The sequence below is a fragment of the Tatumella sp. UBA2305 genome (assembly GCF_002345795.1).
Lineage (GTDB): Bacteria > Pseudomonadota > Gammaproteobacteria > Enterobacterales > Enterobacteriaceae > Tatumella > Tatumella morbirosei.
In genome coordinates, this window is record NZ_DDVT01000015.1 from 606,033 (window position 1) to 629,149 (window position 23,117).

The 23,117-nt window shown below is 49.3% G+C and carries 22 protein-coding genes and 3 tRNA genes; 19 read left to right on the forward strand and 6 right to left on the reverse strand.

The features are described 5' to 3' along the window. Positions 1 to 61 precede the first annotated feature (61 nt). On the reverse strand, positions 62 to 499 hold the full coding sequence (gene slyA, locus B3Z23_RS09190) for a transcriptional regulator SlyA (RefSeq protein WP_294907156.1): 438 nt from the start codon (positions 497 to 499) through the stop codon (positions 62 to 64). Positions 500 to 642: 143 nt separating this feature from the next. On the opposite strand from slyA, the gene B3Z23_RS09195 reads away from it, so the two are divergent. From B3Z23_RS09195 to B3Z23_RS09205, 3 genes are read left to right on the forward strand one after another with little or no spacing between them, the layout of a single operon-like run. Continuing rightward, positions 643 to 879 (forward strand): DUF1656 domain-containing protein, encoded by a 237-nt coding sequence (locus B3Z23_RS09195; RefSeq protein ID WP_294907159.1) that lies wholly within the window; start codon positions 643 to 645, stop codon positions 877 to 879. A 6-nt stretch (positions 880 to 885) separates the two neighbouring features. Next, positions 886 to 1,740, forward strand: a complete 855-nt coding sequence (locus B3Z23_RS09200; protein ID WP_294907162.1) for an HlyD family secretion protein — start codon at positions 886 to 888, stop codon at positions 1,738 to 1,740. A gap of 7 nt (positions 1,741 to 1,747) precedes the next feature. Beyond that, on the forward strand, positions 1,748 to 3,748 hold the full coding sequence (locus tag B3Z23_RS09205) for an FUSC family protein (protein ID WP_294907165.1): 2,001 nt from the start codon (positions 1,748 to 1,750) through the stop codon (positions 3,746 to 3,748). 17 nt (positions 3,749 to 3,765) lie between these two features. On the opposite strand, the gene B3Z23_RS09210 is transcribed toward B3Z23_RS09205, so the two are convergent. Then, positions 3,766 to 4,005 (reverse strand): DUF1289 domain-containing protein, encoded by a 240-nt coding sequence (locus B3Z23_RS09210; RefSeq protein WP_294907168.1) that lies wholly within the window; start codon positions 4,003 to 4,005, stop codon positions 3,766 to 3,768. 296 nt (positions 4,006 to 4,301) lie between these two features. Here B3Z23_RS09210 and B3Z23_RS09215 point away from each other — a divergent pair, with 296 nt between their 5' ends. The 3 genes from B3Z23_RS09215 to rnt all read left to right on the forward strand — a co-directional run bounded on the left by B3Z23_RS09215 (position 4,302) and on the right by rnt (position 6,703). Further along, positions 4,302 to 5,408, forward strand: coding sequence for an alkene reductase (locus tag B3Z23_RS09215; RefSeq protein ID WP_294907171.1), 1,107 nt, complete (start codon positions 4,302 to 4,304; stop codon positions 5,406 to 5,408). Between the two features lie 96 nt (positions 5,409 to 5,504). Further along, positions 5,505 to 5,912: a lactoylglutathione lyase gene (gloA, locus tag B3Z23_RS09220; RefSeq protein WP_294907173.1), complete on the forward strand. Its 408-nt coding sequence runs from the start codon at positions 5,505 to 5,507 to the stop codon at positions 5,910 to 5,912. Between the two features lie 116 nt (positions 5,913 to 6,028). Continuing rightward, positions 6,029 to 6,703: a ribonuclease T gene (gene rnt / locus B3Z23_RS09225; protein WP_294907177.1), complete on the forward strand. Its 675-nt coding sequence runs from the start codon at positions 6,029 to 6,031 to the stop codon at positions 6,701 to 6,703. A gap of 56 nt (positions 6,704 to 6,759) precedes the next feature. On the opposite strand, the gene B3Z23_RS09230 is transcribed toward rnt, so the two are convergent. Beyond that, positions 6,760 to 7,092 carry a Grx4 family monothiol glutaredoxin gene (locus B3Z23_RS09230; RefSeq protein ID WP_025901934.1) on the reverse strand — a complete coding sequence of 111 codons (333 nt, stop codon included), beginning with the start codon at positions 7,090 to 7,092 and terminating at the stop codon, positions 6,760 to 6,762. Positions 7,093 to 7,453: 361 nt separating this feature from the next. Here B3Z23_RS09230 and B3Z23_RS09235 point away from each other — a divergent pair, with 361 nt between their 5' ends. Continuing rightward, on the forward strand, positions 7,454 to 8,254 hold the full coding sequence (locus B3Z23_RS09235) for a C40 family peptidase (RefSeq protein WP_294907182.1): 801 nt from the start codon (positions 7,454 to 7,456) through the stop codon (positions 8,252 to 8,254). 265 nt (positions 8,255 to 8,519) lie between these two features. Here B3Z23_RS09235 and B3Z23_RS09240 read toward each other — a convergent pair whose 3' ends face one another. Beyond that, positions 8,520 to 8,609, reverse strand: coding sequence for a YnhF family membrane protein (locus B3Z23_RS09240; RefSeq protein ID WP_156994535.1), 90 nt, complete (start codon positions 8,607 to 8,609; stop codon positions 8,520 to 8,522). Between the two features lie 274 nt (positions 8,610 to 8,883). On the opposite strand from B3Z23_RS09240, the gene purR reads away from it, so the two are divergent. After that, complete coding sequence (purR, locus tag B3Z23_RS09245) at positions 8,884 to 9,909, forward strand: HTH-type transcriptional repressor PurR (RefSeq protein WP_294907186.1); 1,026 nt, start codon at positions 8,884 to 8,886, stop codon at positions 9,907 to 9,909. A 9-nt stretch (positions 9,910 to 9,918) separates the two neighbouring features. Here the strand turns inward: purR and punR are convergent, their stop codons facing one another. Continuing rightward, positions 9,919 to 10,821 (reverse strand): DNA-binding transcriptional activator PunR, encoded by a 903-nt coding sequence (punR, locus tag B3Z23_RS09250; RefSeq protein ID WP_294907188.1) that lies wholly within the window; start codon positions 10,819 to 10,821, stop codon positions 9,919 to 9,921. A 103-nt stretch (positions 10,822 to 10,924) separates the two neighbouring features. Between punR and punC the strand changes: the two genes are divergently transcribed. Both punC and cfa read left to right on the forward strand, forming a co-directional pair. Next, positions 10,925 to 12,094 (forward strand): purine nucleoside transporter PunC, encoded by a 1,170-nt coding sequence (punC, locus tag B3Z23_RS09255; RefSeq protein WP_294907191.1) that lies wholly within the window; start codon positions 10,925 to 10,927, stop codon positions 12,092 to 12,094. A gap of 305 nt (positions 12,095 to 12,399) precedes the next feature. Further along, complete coding sequence (gene cfa, locus B3Z23_RS09260) at positions 12,400 to 13,548, forward strand: cyclopropane fatty acyl phospholipid synthase (protein ID WP_294907194.1); 1,149 nt, start codon at positions 12,400 to 12,402, stop codon at positions 13,546 to 13,548. A 110-nt stretch (positions 13,549 to 13,658) separates the two neighbouring features. Here cfa and B3Z23_RS09265 read toward each other — a convergent pair whose 3' ends face one another. Then, on the reverse strand, positions 13,659 to 14,294 hold the full coding sequence (locus B3Z23_RS09265; protein ID WP_294907197.1) for a riboflavin synthase subunit alpha: 636 nt from the start codon (positions 14,292 to 14,294) through the stop codon (positions 13,659 to 13,661). Between the two features lie 187 nt (positions 14,295 to 14,481). Here B3Z23_RS09265 and B3Z23_RS09270 point away from each other — a divergent pair, with 187 nt between their 5' ends. The 9 genes from B3Z23_RS09270 to B3Z23_RS09310 all read left to right on the forward strand — a co-directional run bounded on the left by B3Z23_RS09270 (position 14,482) and on the right by B3Z23_RS09310 (position 23,072). Then, complete coding sequence (locus B3Z23_RS09270; RefSeq protein ID WP_294907199.1) at positions 14,482 to 15,855, forward strand: MATE family efflux transporter; 1,374 nt, start codon at positions 14,482 to 14,484, stop codon at positions 15,853 to 15,855. 159 nt (positions 15,856 to 16,014) lie between these two features. Further along, positions 16,015 to 16,091, forward strand: a tRNA-Val gene (locus B3Z23_RS09275). Positions 16,092 to 16,093: 2 nt separating this feature from the next. Beyond that, a tRNA-Val gene (locus tag B3Z23_RS09280) sits at positions 16,094 to 16,170 on the forward strand. A gap of 9 nt (positions 16,171 to 16,179) precedes the next feature. Beyond that, positions 16,180 to 16,256 (forward strand) — tRNA-Val (locus B3Z23_RS09285). A 143-nt stretch (positions 16,257 to 16,399) separates the two neighbouring features. Next, positions 16,400 to 17,356 carry a trehalose operon repressor TreR gene (treR, locus tag B3Z23_RS09290; protein ID WP_294907202.1) on the forward strand — a complete coding sequence of 319 codons (957 nt, stop codon included), beginning with the start codon at positions 16,400 to 16,402 and terminating at the stop codon, positions 17,354 to 17,356. Between the two features lie 145 nt (positions 17,357 to 17,501). After that, on the forward strand, positions 17,502 to 18,944 hold the full coding sequence (treB, locus tag B3Z23_RS09295) for a PTS trehalose transporter subunit IIBC (RefSeq protein ID WP_294907205.1): 1,443 nt from the start codon (positions 17,502 to 17,504) through the stop codon (positions 18,942 to 18,944). A gap of 30 nt (positions 18,945 to 18,974) precedes the next feature. Then, positions 18,975 to 20,648, forward strand: coding sequence for an alpha,alpha-phosphotrehalase (locus tag B3Z23_RS09300; RefSeq protein WP_294907207.1), 1,674 nt, complete (start codon positions 18,975 to 18,977; stop codon positions 20,646 to 20,648). 483 nt (positions 20,649 to 21,131) lie between these two features. After that, positions 21,132 to 22,544 (forward strand): pyruvate kinase PykF, encoded by a 1,413-nt coding sequence (gene pykF, locus B3Z23_RS09305; RefSeq protein ID WP_294907210.1) that lies wholly within the window; start codon positions 21,132 to 21,134, stop codon positions 22,542 to 22,544. 291 nt (positions 22,545 to 22,835) lie between these two features. Further along, positions 22,836 to 23,072, forward strand: a complete 237-nt coding sequence (locus B3Z23_RS09310; RefSeq protein ID WP_025901922.1) for a major outer membrane lipoprotein — start codon at positions 22,836 to 22,838, stop codon at positions 23,070 to 23,072. Positions 23,073 to 23,117: the final 45 nt, after the last annotated feature.

The window sequence follows — 23,117 nt, forward strand, 5'->3', positions numbered from 1 at the left end:
TTTTCTTTTTTAAGCTCTGCTGTGTCAATTAAGTCTTAAAGTGTGCAAGTAAAACCACCCACTAACTCTCTTTTCCTTGCAGTTCGACAATGTTTTTTTCCAACCGGCCGATAAGCTTTATCAGTGTGCTGATCTCTTCTGATGACAAACCACTGAGGATATCTTCACGACTACGGTCAATAACACCCTCGAGTTCGGAAATAACCGGTGCCGCCGCATCTGTCAGCATAATTCGTTTCGCACGACGATCGTCTGCGCACGGTAACCTGCTGATAAGGCCCTTATGTTCCAGTTGGTCGAGTGTTCTGACCAGAGAAGGCTGTTCGATACCTATTGCCTTAGCCAACTGAATTTGTGACTGTTCCGGAGGTAACTGATGAATATTATGCAATGTCACCCAAAGCGTTTGGGTCAGACCAAGGGGCTTCAGTCTGTTATCAATGACTGCCCGCCACATCCGCACCAACCTGGCAAGATCGGTGCCTAATGAAGATTCCATATAACCTCCTTATAATTAGCTTGCTAAGCATAATTGTCGATCTTACACTATTTTGCGGTTTTCAGGCAGTAAATACAAATGCCTGATGCAGAAATCATTTTCTTAATTGTTACTGCGGTTATTACTGACAAGGAATGCCGGACATGGATTTAAGTAACCATCCCCCGATATCATCACTCACCGAGCTGGTGTTCGGCGATTCATTATTCTTCCCGCCAATCTTTAAATCCGTATTGCTGGGCTTCTTTCTGTGGCTGGTGATCCACCCGCTGCTCCGTGCACGGATGTACTCAGGTACCTTCTGGCATCCGACTCTGATGGACTTGTCACTGTTTATTCTGTGTGTAGTTGCCTCATTTGGCCTGCTTAGCCTGAGATAATGAATAATGAAAGTAAATCTCCTGAAGTATTTCACCACTCTGTTTGTCTTTGCCATTGCTCTGTTCGCAGGTTGGTGGATGTGGAACTATTACATGCAGTCGCCCTGGACCCGGGATGGAAAAATCAGGGCAGAAATCGTCGATATTACCCCGGAAGTCTCAGGCCGGGTCGTCGCGGTTAACATCAGCGATAATCAGTTTGTGCGTAAAGGTGACCTGCTGGTAGCTCTGGACACCACACCTCTGCAAATTGCCCAAGATAATGCTGAGGCGTTACTGGTGAAAGCTCAGGCAGACTTATTAAAGGCACAGCATGAACTACAGCGCAGGGCAAAACTGCCACGTAACGTGATTTCTGCTGAAGATATGGATATCGCCAGCCAGACGGCGGCGGCGGCAGTCGCCAGCGTTAAAGCGGCTCAGGCAACGCTGAATAAAAGCCGCTGGGATCTGCAACATGCCAATATCTATGCCCCTACGGACGGTTGGATCACTAACCTTTCACTACGGGCAGGGAACTATGCGACTGAAGGTGCCCCTTTATTCGCATTGCTCGACAGTCATTCTTACTACGTAATGGGATATTTTGAAGAGACTAAATTACGCAATATTCATGTGGGAGCGCCGGCCAACATTGTACTTTACAGTAACGGCAAAACCCTGACCGGCAAAGTGCTGAGTATCGGGCGCGCTATCTATGATCAGAATGTGGAAGCAAACGGCCTGGTACCGGAGATTAAACCGACCGTACCCTGGGTAAGGTTGGCACAACGAGTGCCGGTCAGAATCCGACTGGACGATGTCCCAGCGGGGATTCCACTGGTCGCGGGCACCACCTGTACCATCGTTATCCGTCAGTGAGGCAAACGTGAATCTCAACTGGCTGGAATGGCAGCAATTACCCTGGATAAAAGCAGACAACCTGCAGTGGCGTTATGCATTACGTAACAGCCTGGCGATGTGCCTCGCCCTCAGTTTCGCCTATTTTTTTGAACTGGATCAACCCTACTGGGCGATGACTTCGGCTGCTGTTGTCAGTTTCCCCACCATTGGCGGTGCTATCAGTAAAAGTCTCGGCAGAATCTGTGGCAGTCTGATTGGCGCGACTGCCGCATTGATTATTGCAGGACATACACTGAATGATCCCTGGTTGTTCGTGTTTACCATCGCTGGCTGGCTGGCTTTCTGTACCTGGATTTCCAGCCACTATCAGAATAACGTCGCCTACGCATTCTGTTTATCCGGCTACACCGCCACTATTATCGCGTTCAGTACCGTCAATGTTACCGATGTCAATCAGGTCTGGGATATTGCACAGGCTCGCGTTTGCGAAGTTATCACCGGAATTCTGTGCGCCGGACTGATGATGATGATCCTGCCCAGTACCTCAGATGGCGATAAGCTGATGGTGTCATTACGCCAGTTACATCATGAATTGCACAAACATGCAGCCTCTCTGTTGACCCGGGACAGTGCCGCTAACGCCAGTGCCTCCCATGAGCGGGTTATCTCACAGATTCTGACCATGAATCTGCTGAGAGTTCAGGCATTCTGGAGCCATTACCGGTTCCGCCGGCAAAATAATGTGCTGAATTATATTCTGCACCAGCAGTTAAGACTCACCAGCGTGTTATCCGGATTACGAAGGATGCTGCTGAACTGGCCAGAGGCTCCTGACAGCCTGTATCAGGGTATTGAACAGTTACTCGAAGAACTGGTTCGGCCAGACAGCGATAAGTACCGGATGGCAGTAATTCTCCGGCAGATGATGGTATCGGGTGATAACGATTTTCGTCAGCAGGCATTTTGCGATCGGTTACGTTATTTTTGCTGGCTCTATCTGAATGTCAGCCGCTGGATTCATCTGTTGGAAACAGCAGATGCTGACACCCGTTTCCAGCCGCCACGGGTACCCTCTCTCGCCAGGGAAAATGACAGCACGGAGGCGGGATGGAGTGCCCTGAGAACCTTTACAGCGATTGTCATTGGCGGGACGTTCTGGATTAACAGTCACTGGGAAGACGGCGCCGCCGCCTTGACACTAACGTCCATAGCCTGCGTTCTCTACTCATCCTCACCTACCCCGGCAGGAACCGTGCTCGGGTTGATCAAAACCCTGCTGGTACTGGTTTTCTTTAGTCTGGCCCTTAAATTTGGCCTGATGATTCAGATTAGTGCGCTATGGCAGTTCATGCTGTTTCTGTTCCCTTTACTGATTACCTGCCAGTTACTGAAATTACAACAACCCGCGAATGCTGGTTTCTGGGGTCAGGCGGTAGTTTTTCTGGGTTCGTTTATTTCGGTCACCAATCCACCAGAATGGGATTACAGCGAATTTCTGAATGATAATCTGGCTAAGGTATGCGGGGTGCTGTTGGCCTGGCTGGCTTTTCAGGTGTTGCGCCCCAGTTCAGATGACCGTAAAGCCCGCAGAAACATCCGTGCATTGAGGCATGTTTTTCTCGATCAGTTACGACTTCGCCCTTCACTGAAAGAAAGCGTATTTGAATCGAGGGTCTATCACCTGGTAAGCCAGTTAAAAAGTAGTAACAATCAGCAGACACGCCTATGGCTGTTGCGCTGGGGAGTGGTACTTCTCAACTGTTCGCATATTATCTGGCAATTACGAAGCTGGCGATCTGATTCTCCTACCCTTTCAATGGTCAGAGATCAATGTTTTCATTCCCTGCATGATGTGATGAGCTTGCATGGGGTACGGCATAATGCTCTGAACACCACACTCGATCAGCTGGAACAGATGATTAAACTGTTGCTAAGTGTCGGTGATGCCGATGCCATGCAACTGGCAGGGATTTTGTGGCGTTTACAATGCTCTCTGGCACAACTCAGAACTGCCGTACCAGAATAAGGCTCCGGCCATGATGTTCAGAACAGTGAAGGCTGTTGGGGCTCTTCACTTTCCGGCGCTTTCTGTACCCGTTGCATCCTGAGTCGTCGCTGGTGACAAATGCGTATGACATCCCGTTTTTGTCCGTCAGTCAGTGACATCCAGTTAAATCGTTCTTCACGGCTCCGCATACAGCCCAGGCAATACCCCCGGCTGTCTGTACGGCAAATACCCCGGCAAGGATTCGGAACAGGAAAAAACTCCAGTTGCTCGGCCATAATCCCCTCAGTACGCAGTGCAGGTCGGCCAGTCGGTACAGGATTTTACTCCGGTACTGACCCGGTTTAATGAGTAAACTTTAGCCTCTGGCTGTGCAACTGGCAATCCCTCTGACTGATTGCCCGTTTGTGCGTTGAGTCCGTTGCTGCATTGTCATCTGTAAGACAGCTCATTACTCTGCATGGCAGGAGTGTTTCGTTACATTCTGACTTTACCCCCTGTAATGGTCAGGTAAAAACCCTGACATAACACTTTTCATCCGGCTTATTCCGGTCACCTTTCCCAGGAGAATATCATGACTGACAGCACGCTTTTTACTCCGTTAACCGTCGGCGTTATTACTGTTCCTAACCGTATTTTTATGGCTCCCCTGACCCGTCTGCGCAGTATTGAGCCGGGAGATATTCCCACTGAGCTGATGGAGACCTATTACCGTCAGCGGGCCAGTGCCGGGCTGATAATCACAGAAGCCACTCAGATTTCTTTTCAGGCAAAAGGCTATGCCGGTGCCCCGGGACTGCATACTCCGCAGCAAATCGCCGGCTGGAAAACAATAACTTCTGATGTCCATGCTGCCGGTGGCCATATTGCAGTTCAGTTATGGCATACCGGACGTATTTCTCATCAATCGTTACAGCCAGAAGGGCTGGCACCGCTGGCACCCTCTTCGCTACCGTCTCAGACCCGGACTTCCCTGAAAGATATCGAAGGTCAGGTCTACCGTGAAGAAACCACACTGCCTCGTGAAATGACTCTCAGTGATATTCGCCAGGTCGTTGCCGATTTTCGTCAGGCCGCAATCAATGCTGCGGAAGCAGGCATGGATTTGGCAGAAATTCATGGAGCCCATGGCTACCTGATCCATCAGTTCCTGTCTTCACAGTCTAACCAACGTACCGACGAGTACGGTGGCAGTCTGGAAAATCGTGCCCGTCTGGTACTGGAAGTTGTTGACGCCATGGGAGAAGCCTGGGCGAAGAACCGTATCGCCATCCGGCTCTCGCCAGTGGGTGAGTTTCAGGCGTTGGGTAATGGTGCTAATGAAGAGGCTGAAGCGCTATGGCTTATCAGTGAACTGGCAAAACGTAAGATTGCCTACCTGCACTTATCTGAGCCGGACTGGGCCGGTGGAGCGCCTTACAGCGATGAATTCCGCCGTAAAGTACGCGAGGTGTTCCCGGGGGTCATTATCGGTGCAGGCGCCTACACCAAACAGAAAGCTGAAGATTTAATTAACCGTCAGTTGATCGATGCTGTTGCTTTTGGCCGTGATTATATTGCTAACCCGGATTTGGTTGAACGTTTACAGAAAAATGCCCCGCTGAACCCTCAGCACCCTGAGACATTTTATGGCGGTGCTGCTCAGGGATACACCGATTACCCTTTCCTGAACGATAACTAAGCACACCCACAGCGATTTCCCTGTTACACTAGTGGCCGGTTAACTTTCCGGTCATTGGTGTTTTATTGATGACTGGCCTGAATAAAAGAGGATGATATGCGTCTGCTTCATACCATGCTACGTGTTGGTGACCTGCAACGATCAGTGGATTTTTATACCCGTATTTTCGGCATGCGGTTGTTACGTCAAAGTGAGAACACTGAATACAAATACACTTTAGCCTTTGTAGGTTACGCAGAAGAAACTGAAGGCACAGTGCTCGAACTAACCTATAACTGGGGCGTTGACAGTTATGACCTGGGAAATGCCTACGGACATATCGCCATTGAAGTTGATAATGCCGCAGAAGCCTGCGAACGAATTCGAAAAGACGGGGGTAAAGTTTCCCGCGAAGCCGGTCCGGTCAAAGGTGGCACTACCGTAATTGCGTTTGTAGAAGATCCGGATGGTTACAAAATCGAGTTAATTGAAAAAAAACATACCGGTCAGGGACTCGGCAACTAACAGGCGATGTCTGCCTGAATCAGGCAGACTTTTTCTGCGGAAGTAATATTCACCCGATTATGTCCCGGTAGTAATAGTCAGACTACCGACTGCTCTTTTCGTCCAATGAGATACTGATGTCCGAAACTTCTTCGCTCAATGCACTGAATCAACGTTTTCGGGGCTTTTACCCTGTCGTGATTGATGTCGAAACCGCAGGTTTTAATGCCGACACTGATGCACTACTGGAAATTGCTGCGGTCACCCTGAAAATGGATGACGATGGCTGGCTGCAGCCGGACCAGACCCTGCATTTTAATGTAACGCCGTTTGAAGGTGCACTGTTACACCCTGAAGCACTGGCTTTTACCGGTATCGATCCTAATGATCCTGAGCGCAATGCAGTCAGTGAACATGAAGCGTTACACGCTATTTTCAAGATGGTACGCAAAGGCATGAAAGACAGTGACTGTGCCAGAGCGGTTATCGTGGCTCACAATGCCCATTTTGATCAAAGCTTCGTGATGGCAGCCGCGCAGCGCAGCCATCTGAAACGCAACCCTTTCCACCCGTTTGCCACTTTTGATACCGCGGCTCTCAGCGGGCTGGTTCTTGGCCAGACAGTACTTGCCAAAGCCTGTAAAACGGCAGGAATGACTTTTGACAGTCATCTGGCGCATTCCGCGCTGTATGATACCCAACAAACGGCAACCTTGTTCTGTGAACTGGTTAACCGCTGGAAAAGACTGGGAGGCTGGCCGTTACCCACCGGTGAGGATGATGAGACAGAGGCTTCTGTCGCGTCTGACTGACGCACAAAAAAATGCCCGCGTAAATAAGCGGGCATCAGAATCACCGTCGGTAACAGTTATTCTGCCGCAGGGTATTTCTCTGCGGTTTCTTTAATCAGCTGCTGAAGTTCGCCACGCTGATACATTTCAATAATAATGTCACAGCCGCCCACCAGCTCTCCGTCTACCCATAACTGTGGAAAAGTTGGCCAGTTTGCATATTTCGGTAACTCGGCACGAATATCCGGATTCTGCAGGATATCGACATAGGCAAAACGCTGGCCGCAGGCTGAAAGTGCCTGAACCGCCTGAGCGGAGAAACCACAGCTTGGTAATTTAGGGGAACCTTTCATATACAGCAGAATAGGGTTTTCAGAAATCTGAGTCTGAATTTTTTCGAGAGTGCTCATAGTACTTCCTTCGGGACAAAACGACATGTTTTGTTATTGTAGCGATATCAACCCGCCAGTGAAAACGACATTTTTCATCTACTACATAAAAGTTCACTTATATGGCATTTCGCGTTAAACCGTTAACAACTGCAGGATGAAAAATTCAGTCGCATGAAGTTTCATCAAAGATATGTGGCTTAATTACCTGTTTATGCTCAATTTTACGTCAAAAAACTTCTCGTAACAGATTCCGGAAAAAAGACCTTAACATTTAATAAAATTCTGGATTAGAATGAATTTGGGGCTGACTGAAAGGTCAGATGTTATTTTTTAATTTTGTCCGTCTTTTTCAGGACATTTAACCTGTAACCTGACAACTATGCGTCTACTGATCACGCTTTTTATTCTGGCTGTAGCACAGCTTTTTTTCAATGTCGCAGAGGCATCGCCTCGAACCGCGGTAAATGCCACATTTCACAAAACCACCCGTAAAGCTGTCACCGAAGAGGATGCACGCCGCAAGCGAAGACCGATTAAGACGACCAGTAGTCGACATAAAACCCGTCAGCCCCTGATCCATCGGGTGAAACACTTCACCAGTCAGCGTAAAGTTAAACATAGTCGTACAACGAAAGAATCTCTTCATCTGGCAAAGAATCGCAGACATGAAACTAAAAAGTATGGCCGTCATCGCCCCGCAGCTATAAAAACGACGCGTCATCCATCCGCCACACTGGCCGCTATCCGGATGAGTAAACAGCATCGTTTGCGTTATCAGAAAGCCCGTGCGACCGCGATGGTTAAACTGATGGATCAACTCGGGAAGCCTTATCAGTGGGGAGGAACCTCTCCGCATACCGGATTTGACTGCAGTGGTCTGGTTTATTATGCCTATAAAGACCTGGTGAATTTCAAAATTCCCCGCACTGCGAATGAAATGTACCATCTGCGCGACGCAGCACCGGTAAAACGTGATGAGTTGGAAAAAGGTGACCTGGTGTTCTTCCGTATCCATCGTCACGGCGCAGCTGACCATGTTGGTGTCTACCTGGGTGATGGTAAATTTATTCAGTCACCTCGCACCGGTAAAGATATCCAGATTACTGCGTTAAGTAATGAATACTGGCAGCGTCACTATATTGGCGCACGTCGCATGATGACACCGAGCACCGTCCGTTAATTTTTCTTTCCCGCCCCGGAAAACAAACTGCACCTTAAACGCCGAGAGTAAGGTGCAGTTTTTTATACTGAGAGCAAGCTGCCTGACCCATCCCCCCTTTTCCCCAACGTTGCTTGCAGAATTGAGTCGCTGGTAACCTCTACCGCAGCAAAGTCACCGGCATTTCCCGACAACAAAAAAAACCGGCACCAGACTGACCCGGTGACCGGTCCTGACAACTTAACCACACAGGCTGGTCGTCGATGGCTGAACCTGTGCGCGACGATTAATGCAATATGGCCGTAAAACTGAAGGCCATAATCATCAGCAACGCTACGACAGTAGTTGTCAGTGCAAGCTTAAGATCAGTATCCATCAGAACTCCTTTAGGCACACTAAAAGTAGGGAGATAGTTATAATCCCACACTGGTGCGCAAAAATCTCGTTTTATTGTGGCAGCCTTGCTAGAATTGCCGGTCTTTGTTGCGCAAATTCCTCAGCTGCTGTTTTTTTACCGGTTGTCTTCCCCGGACTCTCCCCTGACCTCTGAGTTCCCATTAAGACTGGTCAGTAGAATGCTGAACTGACGCAAACGATTAACATATTAAAAATCAATATATTATTTTTTTAAAACCAGGAGTACTCACTGAATGGCAACTATTAAAGACGTGGCAAAGCGTGCAGGGGTTTCGACCACCACTGTGTCCCATGTCATTAATCAGACCCGTTTTGTTGCGGAAAACACACGGAAAGCGGTCTGGGAAGCGATAAACGAGTTGCACTACTCCCCCAGTGCTGTCGCCAGAAGCCTTAAAGTCAATAATACCAAGACGCTGGGCTTACTTTCGACAACACTCGAAGCCCCATATTTTGCCGAAATTATTGAAGCTATTGAAAAAAAATGCTTTGACCACGGCTATACCCTGATTTTGGGTAACGCCCACAACGATCTACAGAAGCAGCGGGCTTACCTGTCAATGATGGCGCGCAAACGCGTAGACGGGCTTCTGGTCATGTGTGCCGAATATCCGCAAGAGCTGCTGGATATGCTGGAAGAAAACCGCAATATTCCGATGGTGGTGATGGACTGGGGGGTGTCACGCGGAGACTTTACAGACACGGTGCTGGATAACGCGTTTCATGGCGGATACCTGGCAGGGCGTTACCTGATTGAGCGGGGTCATCGTGATATTGGTTGTATCCCGGGACAAATGGAAAGAAATACCGGAGGTGGCCGGCTGGCAGGTTTTCTGAAAGCTCTGGAAGAGGCGGGGATCACTCACCGTGAAGAATGGAGCGTCCAGGGGGATTTTGAACCCGAGTCTGGTTACAAGGCGATGCAGAAAATACTTGCGCAACCTCAGCTCCCGACTGCGGTATTCTGCGGCGGGGATATTATGGCCATGGGAGCCATTTGCGCTGCAGATGAACAGGGACTGCGGGTGCCCCAGGACATCTCCATTATTGGCTACGATAATGTGCGCAACTCTCGTTACTTCACGCCGGCACTCACAACCGTTCACCAGCCAAAAAGTGAATTAGGCGAAAAAGCGCTTGAGATGCTACTCGACCGCATAGTGAACAAACGCGAAGAACCTCAAACCATTGAAATCCATCCGACACTGATAGAACGTCGTTCGGTAAGCGACGGTCCGTTCCACGACTACCGGCGCTAACCACCTCAGTCACTCCCTGAGCCATTCCTGGTTCAGGGTGGCAGTATCTCCCAGGTACTCCAGGATCCAGCGTAAAGCCGGCGAAGTACGTTGTTCTGACCAACTCACGCAACATGGACTTTCCGGAAACGGAACGGGTAGTTTCAGTTCTTTCGCTTCTCCGCTCTCTAATAGCGGCCGTGCAAGGTGGCCGGGGACCATAGCCACACACAATCCTGCCCTTACGCAATCCAGACCAGTCTGCCAGTCCGGTACGGTCATCCGACGTTGGTTATCCAGAGTCCAGGTCATCCTTCGCGGTAATTCCCTTGAGGTATCCTCCATAACCAGTGATGGCCATGCACGAAGCTGCTCCTCGCCCGACTGAGATTCTCTTGCCAGGGGATGTCCGGCACTGACGATACAACGCCAGTTAAGACGTCCCATATCCTGGAACGCATAACGCCCGGCTACCGGGACCGCCTGAGTCGCCCCAATCGCCATATCAACGCGGCCTGCGGCTAATGCATCCCAGACCCCGTTAAACACCTCTTCATAGATATGCAATTCAACATCCGGGAAGTGTCGGTAAAAGTCGATGGTCAGTTGCTGCATTCTGGAACGTTTAACGATACAGTCCATCGCAATACTGAGTTCACCACGCCAGCCGTTTGCCAGTTGCTGGCACTGACGCCGGGTTTCCTGCATTTTTTTGATAATCCCCCGACCTTCGCGAACAAAATGTTCACCTGCGGCCGTCAGTATCACATCACGGTGCTGTCGCTCAAACAATGAGACTGCCAGCCACTCCTCCTGTTGTCGCACGGTATAACTGATGGCTGAGGGTACCCGGTGTAACTCTCTGGCTGCCGCACTAAAGCTACCATTCCTCGCCACTGCATCCACGACTTCGAGCGCATATTCTGACCACATAGCAACCTTTCAATATTTTTCACAGTTGGTTGCAAATAATAACGGTTCACAACCCTCCACGCACCCTTTTAAACTCTGGCGCAAATTTCCACGAGGAGGATCGATGCGTCATCCGGTAATCTTTTTAGTCTATCTGTCATTACTCAGTATGCTGGGTTTTCTGGCTACAGATATGTATCTGCCTGCTTTTGAGGCCATGAAACAGGATCTGAATACCGATTCAGGTGTGATTAGTGCCAGCCTGAGCCTGTTCCTTGCAGGGTTTGCCTGCGCTCAGTTATTCTGGGGCCCGCTGTCGGATAAAGTTGGCCGGAAACCCGTTCTGGTGACTGGTCTGGCAATATTTGCATTGAGCTGTCTGGCAATGCTGTGGGTATCCTCGCCACATGCGCTATTGGCGCTGAGATTTATCCAGGCCACCGGTGTCTGTGCTGCCGCCGTCAGTTGGCAATCCCTGGTACTGGATCACTATCCGGCATCCCGCAGTCAGAAGATTTTTGCCACTATAATGCCCATGGTCGCATTGTCGCCGGCGCTTGCTCCGTTACTTGGATCATGGTTGCTGGCACATTTTCACTGGCATTCAATATTTTTGGTATTAACTGTGCTGACCTGCGTGTTGATAATGGCTACCCTGCGCTTACCGACCAGGCCAACGGCAGTTTCCGGAGCAAAGGACTCTGTAACCCCGGGTTTTTTGAAGTTACTCTCGGTACGCCAATACAGTGGCAATGTGCTGATCTATTCAGCCTGCTCTGCCAGTTTCTTTGCCTGGCTAACCGGTTCACCCTTTATTCTATCCGGGCTGGGGCTGACTACCGGTGATATCGGGCTAAGCTATATCCCACAAACCCTGACGTTCCTTGCGGGTGGCTTTGGTTGTCGTGCTCTGCTTAACCGGTTCAGTGGTCGTCAACTGTTACCCTGGTTGCTGGCGCTTTATACAGTGAGTATCGCTGGTGTTGTCGCTGTGAGTTTCTTTAGCCAACCTCAGCTGTTCAGCCTGTTACTTCCCTTCTGCGGCATGGCAATGGCTAACGGGGCTATTTATCCTGTCGTCGTTTCTGCGGCGCTTCAGGTATTCCCCGACGCAAGCGGTAAGGCTGCTGCCCTACAGAACGCGTTGCAGCTGGGGTTATGCTTCGTGTTCAGTTTGCTGGTGTCTTATCATCTTTCACAGCCCTTACTGACAACCGCCACAGCAATGGGCGTCACCGTTTTTCTGGCCGGAGCCGGCTTTTGTCTTCAGTATCGTAAACCTCCCTGCCCTTAATTTCTCCCGCCGCTCGCACGGCGGGTTAATCCTGCTTTCACAATTAGCGCCCTAATCATCAGTCATTGAACATTCAGATTGCCGGGCATATAATCACTCTGGTGACAAATTTTCTATTATAAGTCACCGTGTATGCTGACTAATTTTGTTTGTGCTTTGTCTGCGCAACCGCATTTTTCGATATTTACTAGCACCTCTGTTTTGTCTTTACTTATAAATGCACGTTTTTTGTGAGTTTACTCACGAACCCACGAAAGTTGTCTATTCTTTCTTCAGGTTCAAATAGAACAGGTGATAAGAAGCGTATGAGTTCATCATGTGTAGCAGAAGTTAGCCTTAAGGAAGATCATTGGTACCGTATTGCCAGTGAAATGCTGTCGATGGCCGATATTGCTATCAATGGTGATCGCCCTTGGGATATTCAGGTAAAAAACCCTGATTTTTTTAAACGAGTTTTGCAGGAAGGCTCTCTGGGTTTAGGTGAGAGTTATATGGACGGCTGGTGGGAATGTGAACGGCTTGACCAGTTTTTTTATCGGGTATTGAAACATAAACTTGATAAACAATTGCCGCATCACTTTAAAGATACCCTTCGAATTGCTACAGCCCGTCTTAAGAATCTGCAATCTAAAAAACGCGCCTGGATAGTCGGTAAAGAACATTACGATCTGGGAAATGATCTGTTCAGCCTGATGCTCGATCCTTATATGCAGTATTCCTGTGGTTACTGGAAAGAGGCAACCACTCTGGAAGCCGCTCAGGAAGCGAAACTGGATATGATCTGCCGTAAGCTGCAACTTGAGCCAGGTATGACCCTGCTGGATATCGGTTGCGGCTGGGGTGGTTTATCCGAGTTCGCGGCGCGTCACTATGGTGTCAGTGTCCATGGTGTGACCATCTCTGCGGAACAGCAGAAAATGGCTCAGGAGCGGTGTAAAGGGCTGGATGTCACCATCCTGCTGCAGGATTACCGTGATCTGAATCTGAGCTTTGACCGGATTGTTTCTGTCGGGATGTTTGAACACGTAGGTCCGAAAAATTACGCGACCTATTTTGATGTTGTTAACCGCAATCTAAAACCGGACGGTATATTTTTACTTCACACCATTGGTTCTAATCATACAGATTTAAATGTTGACCCATGGATTGATAAATATATTTTCCCAAATGGTTGTTTGCCATCTGTCGCTCATATTGCGCAAACCAGCGAACCCCATTTTGTGATGGAAGACTGGCATAACATTGGTGTCGATTATGACAGGACACTGATGGCATGGTATGAGCGTTTCCTCGCCAGCTGGCCACAGCTGGAACATAACTATAATGAACGCTTTAAACGTATGTTTACCTACTATCTGAATGCCTGCGCCGGTGCGTTCCGCGCCCGTGACATTCAGCTTTGGCAGGTGGTGTTTACCCGCGGGGTAGATGGCGGTTTACGGGTCGCCCGTTAACCGTAACTGGATGGTGTAATACTGCATATAACCCGGAGCTTTTGCCTGCAAGACTCCGGGTTTGTTTATTAACGAATATTTATCAACTGGTTGCGATAAGGGGATTGAACTCAGACTGATTCTGCACCCTTCGCCATATCCCGCGCTGCCAGCACCCGCTCCACCGTGTCCACGATGGCCTGAGTCTGAGGATCAATTTCGATATTCACACGACCACCAATTTTTTTCTCGCCCAGTAATGTCCGTTCCAGGGTTTCAGGAATCAGATGAACGCAGAACTTATTCCCGACCACATCACCGACAGTCAGACTGCAACCATCAATTCCGACAAAACCTTTATGTAAAATATATTTAATTAATGAACTGTCCTGCAAACGGAACCAGACTTCACGATTATTTTCTGACTGAATTATTTTTGCTATTTCCGCCGTCGTCATAATGTGGCCTGACATCAGGTGCCCACCAATTTCATCAGAAAATCTGGCCGCCCTTTCAATATTGACCCGGCAACCCGGAGTAATATCATTCAGATTAGTGACACGCAGCGTTTCTTTTATCAGATCAAAGCTGACCAGATCATCACGAATCGAGGTCACGGTCAGACAACATCCGTTATGGGCCACGGAGGCACCAATCTCAAGTCCCTCCAGCCACTCCGCGGGAAACCTTAGTGTATGGGTGCGAAACAGTGGTTTTTCTTCAACAGCCACCACTTCTGCCGTCCCCTGCACAATACCTGTAAACATAATTAAACTCCCTCTGCATTTAGTCGCAGATTACCATAACCACTGGCGACTGTTTATCGATTAATGTGTCTTGATAATCATCAAAATAGTTTGTTTTGCCGGGTTGCTAACTTTTTTTACCTCGTTACACTAGGCGCAGATAAGGATTTATCTCCTCCCATGTTCCCTTTCTTAAACAGGTGTATTCGTGCAGAAGTATTTTACTGAGGCGCGTCAGCTTCTCGGGCTTGCTATTCCGGTTATACTGGCTCAGGTTGCTCAGACCGCTATGGGGTTTGTTGACACCATTATGGCCGGTTCCGTCAGTGCCACCGATATGGCCGCCGTCGCTATTGGTACCTCTATCTGGCTGCCTGTGATCCTGTTTGGACAAGGATTATTACTGGCCCTGACTCCGACGGTCGCCCAGCTTAATGGCTCCGGACGCAGGGACAAAATTATCTATCAGGTCCACCAGGCGTTATGGCTGGGGATTTTTTTGTCGGTGTTTACCATCATCCTCCTGTGGAATGCCGGGATATTCATTCGTTATATGCCAGACATCAATCCAGAACTGGCGGATAAAGCGGAACGCTACCTGCATGCTTTAATGTGGGGCGCTCCGGGCTATCTGCTGTTCCAGACCCTGCGTAATCAGTGTGAGGGTTTGTCAAAAACCAAGCCGGGGATGGTGCTGGGGTTTATCGGACTGTTATGTAATATTCCGCTTAACTATGTTTTTATCTATGGCCATCTGGGTATGCCAGCACTCGGCGGCGTGGGCTGTGGTGTTGCCACCGCCACAGTTTACTGGGTGATGTTCCTGATTATGCGTTTCTGGGTTAACCGGATGCCGGTTATGCGGGATATTCACCACGTCACCCAGCGCTCTGCCCCTGATTTTCAGATCCTCAAACGCTTAGTGGGTCTGGGTTTACCGGTAGCACTGGCACTTTTTTTTGAAGTCACGCTGTTTGCAGTGGTCGCGTTACTGGTCTCACCACTGGGAATTGTAGATGTCGCAGGTCACCAGATAGCGCTTAATTTCAGCTCAATGATGTTTGTACTGCCAATGTCTATGGGTGTTGCCGCCACCATCCGTGTCGGATACCGTTTAGGTCAGGGGGATGCTGCAGCAGCCAAAGTCGCCGCATGGACATCTCAGGGGGTCGGATTATCGCTGGCCAGTATTACCGCCATATGCACGGTGATTTTTCGGCACAAAATCGCCCTGCTGTATAACGACAACCCACAGGTCGTTCTGCTGGCAGCGCATCTGATGCTGCTGGCGGCAATTTACCAGTTTTCTGATAGTGTACAGGTCATTGGCAGTGGTATTTTACGCGGCTATAAAGATACCCGGGCTATCTTTTTTATCACACTGGTTTCCTACTGGGTGCTGGGGCTGCCTTTTGGTTATACGCTGGCGCTCACCAATATTCTGGTCCCGGCGATGGGACCGGCAGGATTTTGGTGCGGTTTTATTATCGGGCTCAGTGCCGCGGCGATAATGATGACCTGGCGAATCCTCCGTGTTCAGCGAATGCCGCAGGGGGTAATTTTACAACGGGCCGCCAGATAGTCGCCCGATGGCGGGTTTCACTTTCCGCCACTGATTAAATTTAGCGCGCTTAGCACAGTTGCTGTCCAGTTAGTCATAAAAAACAATTATTCTCCTTGCCAGTCACTGTTTGTGCCGTTAATATTCGTCCCCGCTGTCAGGCAGTCACTGGCAGCAAAAGCGTTCTTAGCTCAGTTGGTTAGAGCACCACCTTGACATGGTGGGGGTCGGTGGTTCGAGTCCACTAGAACGCACCAGTGCGTCCGTAGCTCAGTTGGTTAGAGCACCACCTTGACATGGTGGGGGTCGGTGGTTCGAGTCCACTCGGACGCACCATTTCGTTACGCGTTCTTAGCTCAGTTGGTTAGAGCACCACCTTGACATGGTGGGGGTCGGTGGTTCGAGTCCACTAGAACGCACCATTCTGCTTTATTCTTAAGTTCTATATCGCCCTTTCCCTTAACAATCTGATGTAAAGTCCCTTTTAACCACAATATCGGTTACTATAAGCCACTGTGTTTCAGGCTACCGCAAGGTCGCATCTGACTGCTTATGGAAAACCTCTATGTCGAAACGTCTGACCATCAAGGATATCGCCCGGCTAAGCGGCACGGGTAAATCGACGGTGTCGCGGGTACTTAACCATCAGGGCGATGTACATCCACAGACCCGGGAACGCATTGAAGCCGTGATCAGGGAACACCAGTTCGTGCCATCACGTTCTGCCCGTTCGATGCGGGTTAACGAAAGCCGGGTGATTGGGGTTATCCTCGCCAGACTGGATTCTGCCGCCGAAAATCAGGCAGTCAGTGCCATGTTGCCTCTGTTGTATCAGAATGGCTATGATGCCATTGTGCTGGAGAGCCGTTTCAGTACCGACAAAGTTTCCGAACATCTGCGGGTATTACAACGGCGTGAGGTTGACGGTGTTATTCTTTTTAGCTTCACTGGTTTAACCGCTGATATGCTCAGTGGCTGGCAGGATAAAATGGTACTGATGGTCCACCCCTGTGAAGGTTTCTCGTCGGTATGCTATGACGATGTGGGTGCAGTCAATCTGCTTGCCAGCCATCTTTATCAGCTGGGACACCGCACTATCAGCTACCTCGGGGTTACTGAAGATGATAAAACTACCGGTGGCGATCGCTACCGGGCCTACCTGAGCGCCTGTAAACGACTGAACCTCTCCCCTCACTTTGCGCTCGGCAGCCTGGATTACCACAGCGGTTATACCCTGGCCTCCAGTGTGTGCTCGTCGGGAACCAGTGCGGTCATTTGTGCCACAGACACTCTGGCACTCGGGGTGTATAAATATCTGCGGCAAAATCCAGACATCCATATCCAGGTTGCGGCTATCGGTAATACACCGTTATTGGGCTTTTTGTTTCCGGACGTAGTGATACTGGAATTTGGTTATGCCACCGCCGGCAAACTGGCTGCCAGACAGCTGATTTCCCACCTGACAAGGACGGTTCGGAGACAAAACTTTCTGCTGAAAGGTAAACTTATCTCTGATTCCTGAAGCTAAAATGCTGCGAATTTGTGATCAACATTCAGTTCCGGGAACGTTCCCGACACCTTTGGCAACAATTTGAATTATGCTTTTTCATGGCGAGGCCAGTCGGCCTGAAAATGTTTTCGTCAGGGACAACCATTAAGGATTTGCCATGAGCAAAGTGAAGCAGCAGGATATTGATAATCTTATTGAATTCCTGGGTGGCCGTGACAATATTGTCAGCGCCACCCACTGTATAACCCGTCTGAGATTAGTACTGAACGATCCCTCAAAGGCCAGTAGCCCTAACCTTGAATCACTGCCAATGGTCAAAGGCTGTTTTACCAATGCCGGACAGTTCCAGGTGGTGATTGGCCCTGAAGTGGATGATTATTATAAGGCGATGATGTCCACCCTGGGCCTGCAGGGAGCGGATCGTAATCAGCAACGTGAGGCAGCACGTAAAAATATGTCCTTAGGCGAACGCGCTTTATCGCATATCGCCGATATTTTCTTTCCGCTGCTCCCTGCCCTGATAAGCGGAGGTCTGATCCTTGGCTTCCGTAATGTCATTGGCGATATTCCGTTCGGTGACGGTAAAACTCTGGCGCAGTCCTCTCAGGTATGGCAGACCATCTATGACCTGTTATGGCTGCCAGGGGAAGCTATCTTTATGTTTTTACCGGTCGCCGTTTGCTGGTCTACCATGGTGAAAATGGGGGGTACTCCGGTACTGGGGATTATTCTCGGGATAACCCTGGTGTCTCCACAACTGATGAACTCTTATCAGTTAGGGCAGCACGCGGCTGAGGTGTGGAACTTTGGCTGGTTTACGGTCGAAAAAGTCGGCTATCAGGCGCAGGTTATTCCTTCGATTCTGGCAGGAATGGCTCTGGCCATTCTCGAACGTCAGTTGAAGCGTATTGTTCCCGCGTCACTCAACCTGGTGATTGTTCCGGTCACTTCATTACTGATAGCAATTCCTCTGGCACATGGCCTGATTGGTCCCTTCGGTCGTTTGCTGGGAGATGGCGTCGCTCATGCCGTGCAACTGGCAATGACCGGCAGTTTTGCCCCTATCGGCTCTGCACTGTTCGGTTTCCTGTATGCACCGCTGGTCATTACTGGTATCCACCAGACCACCCTGGCGATCGACATGCAGATGATTCAGAGTATGGGGGGTACACCAGTATGGCCTTTAATTGCGTTATCGAATATCGCCCAGGCCTCTGCTGTACTGGCGATGATCATTATCCGCCGTTCCCCTAAAGAGCGTTCTGTCTCGGTTCCGGCGGCCATTGCCGCTTACCTCGGAGTGACTGAGCCGGCCATGTATGGGGTAAATCTTAAATTCCGCTATCCGATGCTGTGCGCAATGATTGGTTCCGCGTTGGCCGCCCTATTCTGTGGCCTGAATCATGTGCTGGCCAATGGGATCGGAGTCGGTGGCTTGCCTGGCATCCTCTCTATTCAGCCTAAATTCTGGAGCGTCTATGCCATCGCGATGGTGATTGCGATCGCAGTACCACTGATCCTGACTCTGGTTATGGCCCGGATTCATTCCCGTAGAGAAATTAAAGCACAGGCGTCTGTTGCTACGCCGGTGACTGACTGATCATTTTGAAATAACAAGGCAGGTGCAGTCATGGAAAAACCATGGACACAGGACAAAGTCGTTTATCAGATTTACCCAAAGAGCTTCCAGGATACCACCGGCAATGGCATCGGTGACATTCCCGGCATTATCAGCCATCTGGATTATTTGCAGTTTCTTGGGGTTGATATTCTCTGGCTGACACCGGTCTACCCTTCACCCCAGGTCGACAATGGCTACGATGTTGCCGATTATTGTGCGATAGATCCGGTCTACGGAACCATGGACGATTTCGAACGCCTGGTCAGTGAAGCCCGGCTGCGTGGTATGTCAGTGATGATGGATATGGTGTTTAACCATACTTCGACCCGGCACCCCTGGTTTATTCAGGCATGTGACCCTGACAGTCCTTTCCACCCCTATTATATCTGGCGGGATTCCCCGCCGGACCAACCACCGACTAACTGGTTATCTAAGTTTGGTGGTCCGGCATGGCAATGGCAACCGGAATGCGGTCAGCATTATTTACACCTGTTTAGTCGTGAGCAGGCTGATCTCAATTGGGAACATCCTCCGGTCAGAAAGGCGCTGAAAGAAGTCTGTCGTTTCTGGGCAGCCAAAGGGGTGGACGCCCTGCGGCTGGATGTGGTGAATTTGATTTCCAAGCCACAGCAGTTCATAGATGATCCTGACGGGGATGGACGAAAATATTACACCGACGGTCCCCGGGTACATGAGTTTCTGCGGGAAATGAACCGGGATGTTTTTACACCGCTGAACCTGATTACCGTCGGAGAAATGTCTTCTACCACCCTCGAGCACTGTCAGCAGTATGCATCTCTGGATAACAGTGAACTGTCGATGGCGTTTAACTTTCATCACCTGAAAGTCGATTATCTGAATGGTGAGAAATGGACGCTGGCGAAACCCGATTTTGTGGCATTGAAAAAGCTGTTTGCGGACTGGCAACAGGGAATGCACCAGCGCGCAAATGGAGCCTTATTCTGGGGAAATCATGATCAACCCCGGGTTGTTTCACGTTTTGGCAATGACTCCTTAGAGTACCGTGAGATTTCGGCCAAAATGCTGGCCCTCGTGCTGTACGGCATGCAAGGCACTCCTTATCTTTATCAGGGGGAAGAAATTGGCATGACCAATGCCGGATTTACGGATATTCACCAGTACCGGGATGTAGAAAGTCTGAATATGTTCGATCTTCTGCTGAGTGGCGGTAAATCACTGCAGGAAACACTGGCCATTCTGGCATCCAAATCCCGCGATAACAGCCGGACACCAATGCAATGGGATAACAGCCACCATGCCGGCTTTACCAGGGGGACTCCATGGATTAGCTGTGTGGCCAACAGTACTGAAATTAACGTCGCGGACGCGCTGGCTGATCCGGAATCCATTATTTATACCTACCGTGAACTGATTCGTCTGCGTAAGCAACTTCCGGTTCTTCAGTTTGGTAATTATCAGGACCTCAGCCCTGCCTCCTCTGAACTCTGGAGTTACTCTCGTCAGTGGCAAGGTGATCAGTTGCTGGTCGTTGCTAACCTCACTGACCACATTATTGACTGGCTGCCTCCTGTCACTCCGGGTGATGGTGAATACCAGCTGATTGTCACCAATACTGACAAGACGCCTGCATCCCCGGAACTCTGTCAACTTAGCCCTTATCAGGCAACATGGTGGTTATTTACCCCGAAGAAAAACCATTAAACGCCCTCTGGCACTGCCGGCAGCCCGTTAAACTCACGGGTTGTCGGCGCTACTCTGCCCCGGAGAGAAGTCAGAAAATAGTCGTCTGCCCCCCCTTATTCTGGCTCCTGACCCCGGGCCGGCAACACCAGGGTTAATCTGACTCTCTGTTGCGCAATATCATTCTTTGTCCCTTCAGTCAGCCTTCTCTCCGATTTCTGTTTGGTTTCCGCTCACTTAGTGACTATAATAATCCCGTTGTCCACTTGAACGGTGTCCGCGAATAACGTGATAAGAGTATTAACGGCTGAAGTTTGCGCAACATCTTTTTCTGATCTTCCTGTGTGTAATGCAGTCTCTTACGCATTACCCTCCTTTTATCTCTCTTATTTTCGTATTCGCCCCTGTGAGTTTGTGCTGTCCAGGACCCAATTTCGTGCCGCTGGCGAGCCTCGCCGGCGGTCTTTAGTATTCTCATCCATTACAACTTATAGATAACCCGTCATGAAAAAAACCAAAATCGTCTGTACCATCGGTCCAAAAACTGAATCTGAAGAGATGCTGACCCGCCTGCTGGATGCGGGTATGAATGTGATGCGTCTGAATTTTTCCCATGGTGATTACGCTGAACACGGACAGCGTATTGCTAACCTGCGCGCGGTTGTGGGTAAAACCCAACACAGTGCCGCTATTCTGCTGGATACCAAAGGCCCTGAAATCCGCACTATGAAACTGGAAGGCGGAAATGATGTGTCGTTACAGGCTGGTCAGACTTTCACTTTTACTACCGATCAGACTGTGATTGGTAATAATCAACAGGTCGCGGTCACCTATCCTGGTTTTGCTGCTGATCTGGTTGTTGGAAATACTGTTCTGGTCGATGACGGTTTGCTGGGCATGGAAGTGATCTCCGTCACCGAACAAACTGTGGTCTGTAAAGTACTGAACAATGGTGATCTGGGGGAAAATAAAGGGGTTAACCTGCCCGGCGTTTCTATCCAGTTACCGGCACTGGCCGAAAAAGATAAACGTGACCTTATTTTTGGTTGTGAGCAGGGCGTTGATTTTGTTGCTGCCTCGTTTATTCGTAAACGTTCCGATGTGCTGGATATTCGCGAACACCTGAAACAACATGGCGGCGAAAATATCCAGATCATCTCTAAAATCGAAAATCAGGAAGGTCTGAATAACTTCGATGAAATTCTCGAAGCATCAGATGGGATTATGGTCGCCAGGGGTGACCTTGGGGTAGAAATTCCGGTCGAAGAAGTTATCTTCGCTCAGAAAATGATGATCAAAAAATGTAATAAAGCGCGCAAAGTGGTTATCACTGCCACTCAGATGCTGGATTCAATGATTAAGAACCCGCGTCCGACCCGTGCTGAAGCCGGTGACGTGGCCAACGCCATTCTCGATGGCACAGATGCCGTAATGTTGTCAGGGGAGAGTGCCAAGGGTAAATATCCTCTTGAAGCCGTTACTATTATGGCCACGATTTGTGACCGGACCGATCGTGTGATGGGCAGTCGCATCGATACCCTGCACGACAGTCACAAGTTGCGCATTACCGAAGCAGTCTGCCGTGGTGCCGTCGAAACAGCTGAAAAACTGGAGTCATCGCTGATTATTGTCGCCACTCAAGGCGGAAAATCGGCGAAATCTATCCGGAAATATTTCCCTGCGGCGACGATTCTGGCACTGACGACTAATGAAACCACTGCCCGTCAGTTGTTAGTGACTAAGGGTGTTGAAACCCACGTGGTGAAAGAAATTGCCTCTACTGATGACTTTTACCGTATTGGCAAAGAAATTGCGCTGAGTTCTGGATTTGCTCAGGAAGGTGATGTTGTCGTCATGGTTTCTGGTGCGTTGGTACCCAGCGGAACCACTAACACTGCTTCAGTTCACCGGATTTAAACTATTTGCATTAAAAGGCGTCCTGCAGGACGCCTTTTTTATTCCTTTTTATTTTAAATCAGAGCTAAAAAAAATAAAAATCTACTAAAAATTTGGTTTTGAATTAAGGTAAATCCGATTAAAACTCAATGTTTTTACTAAAAAATTTATCATAAATGTTTAATCGCTGTTTCTTTGACCGAATAGGCAAAATTAAGCATGTTCTCATAAAAAATATATTCTCAACTCAAAAAGCTTTGTGTAATACTTATTGGGCTACATGGAGATTAACTCAATCTAGAGGGTAAAATAATGAATCGTACTAAACTGGTACTGGGCGCGGTAATTCTGGGTTCAACTCTGCTGGCTGGTTGTTCTAGCAACGCTAAAATCGACCAACTGTCAAGCGATGTTCAGACTCTGAACACCAAAGTTGACCAGCTGAGCAACGACGTGAACGCAGTGCGTTCTGACGTTCAGGCTGCTAAAGATGACGCAGCTCGCGCTAACCAGCGTCTGGATAACCAGGCTCACGCATACCGTAAGTAAGCGTCCTGGTAATGAAAATGGCGCCCCCGGGGCGCCATTTTTTTT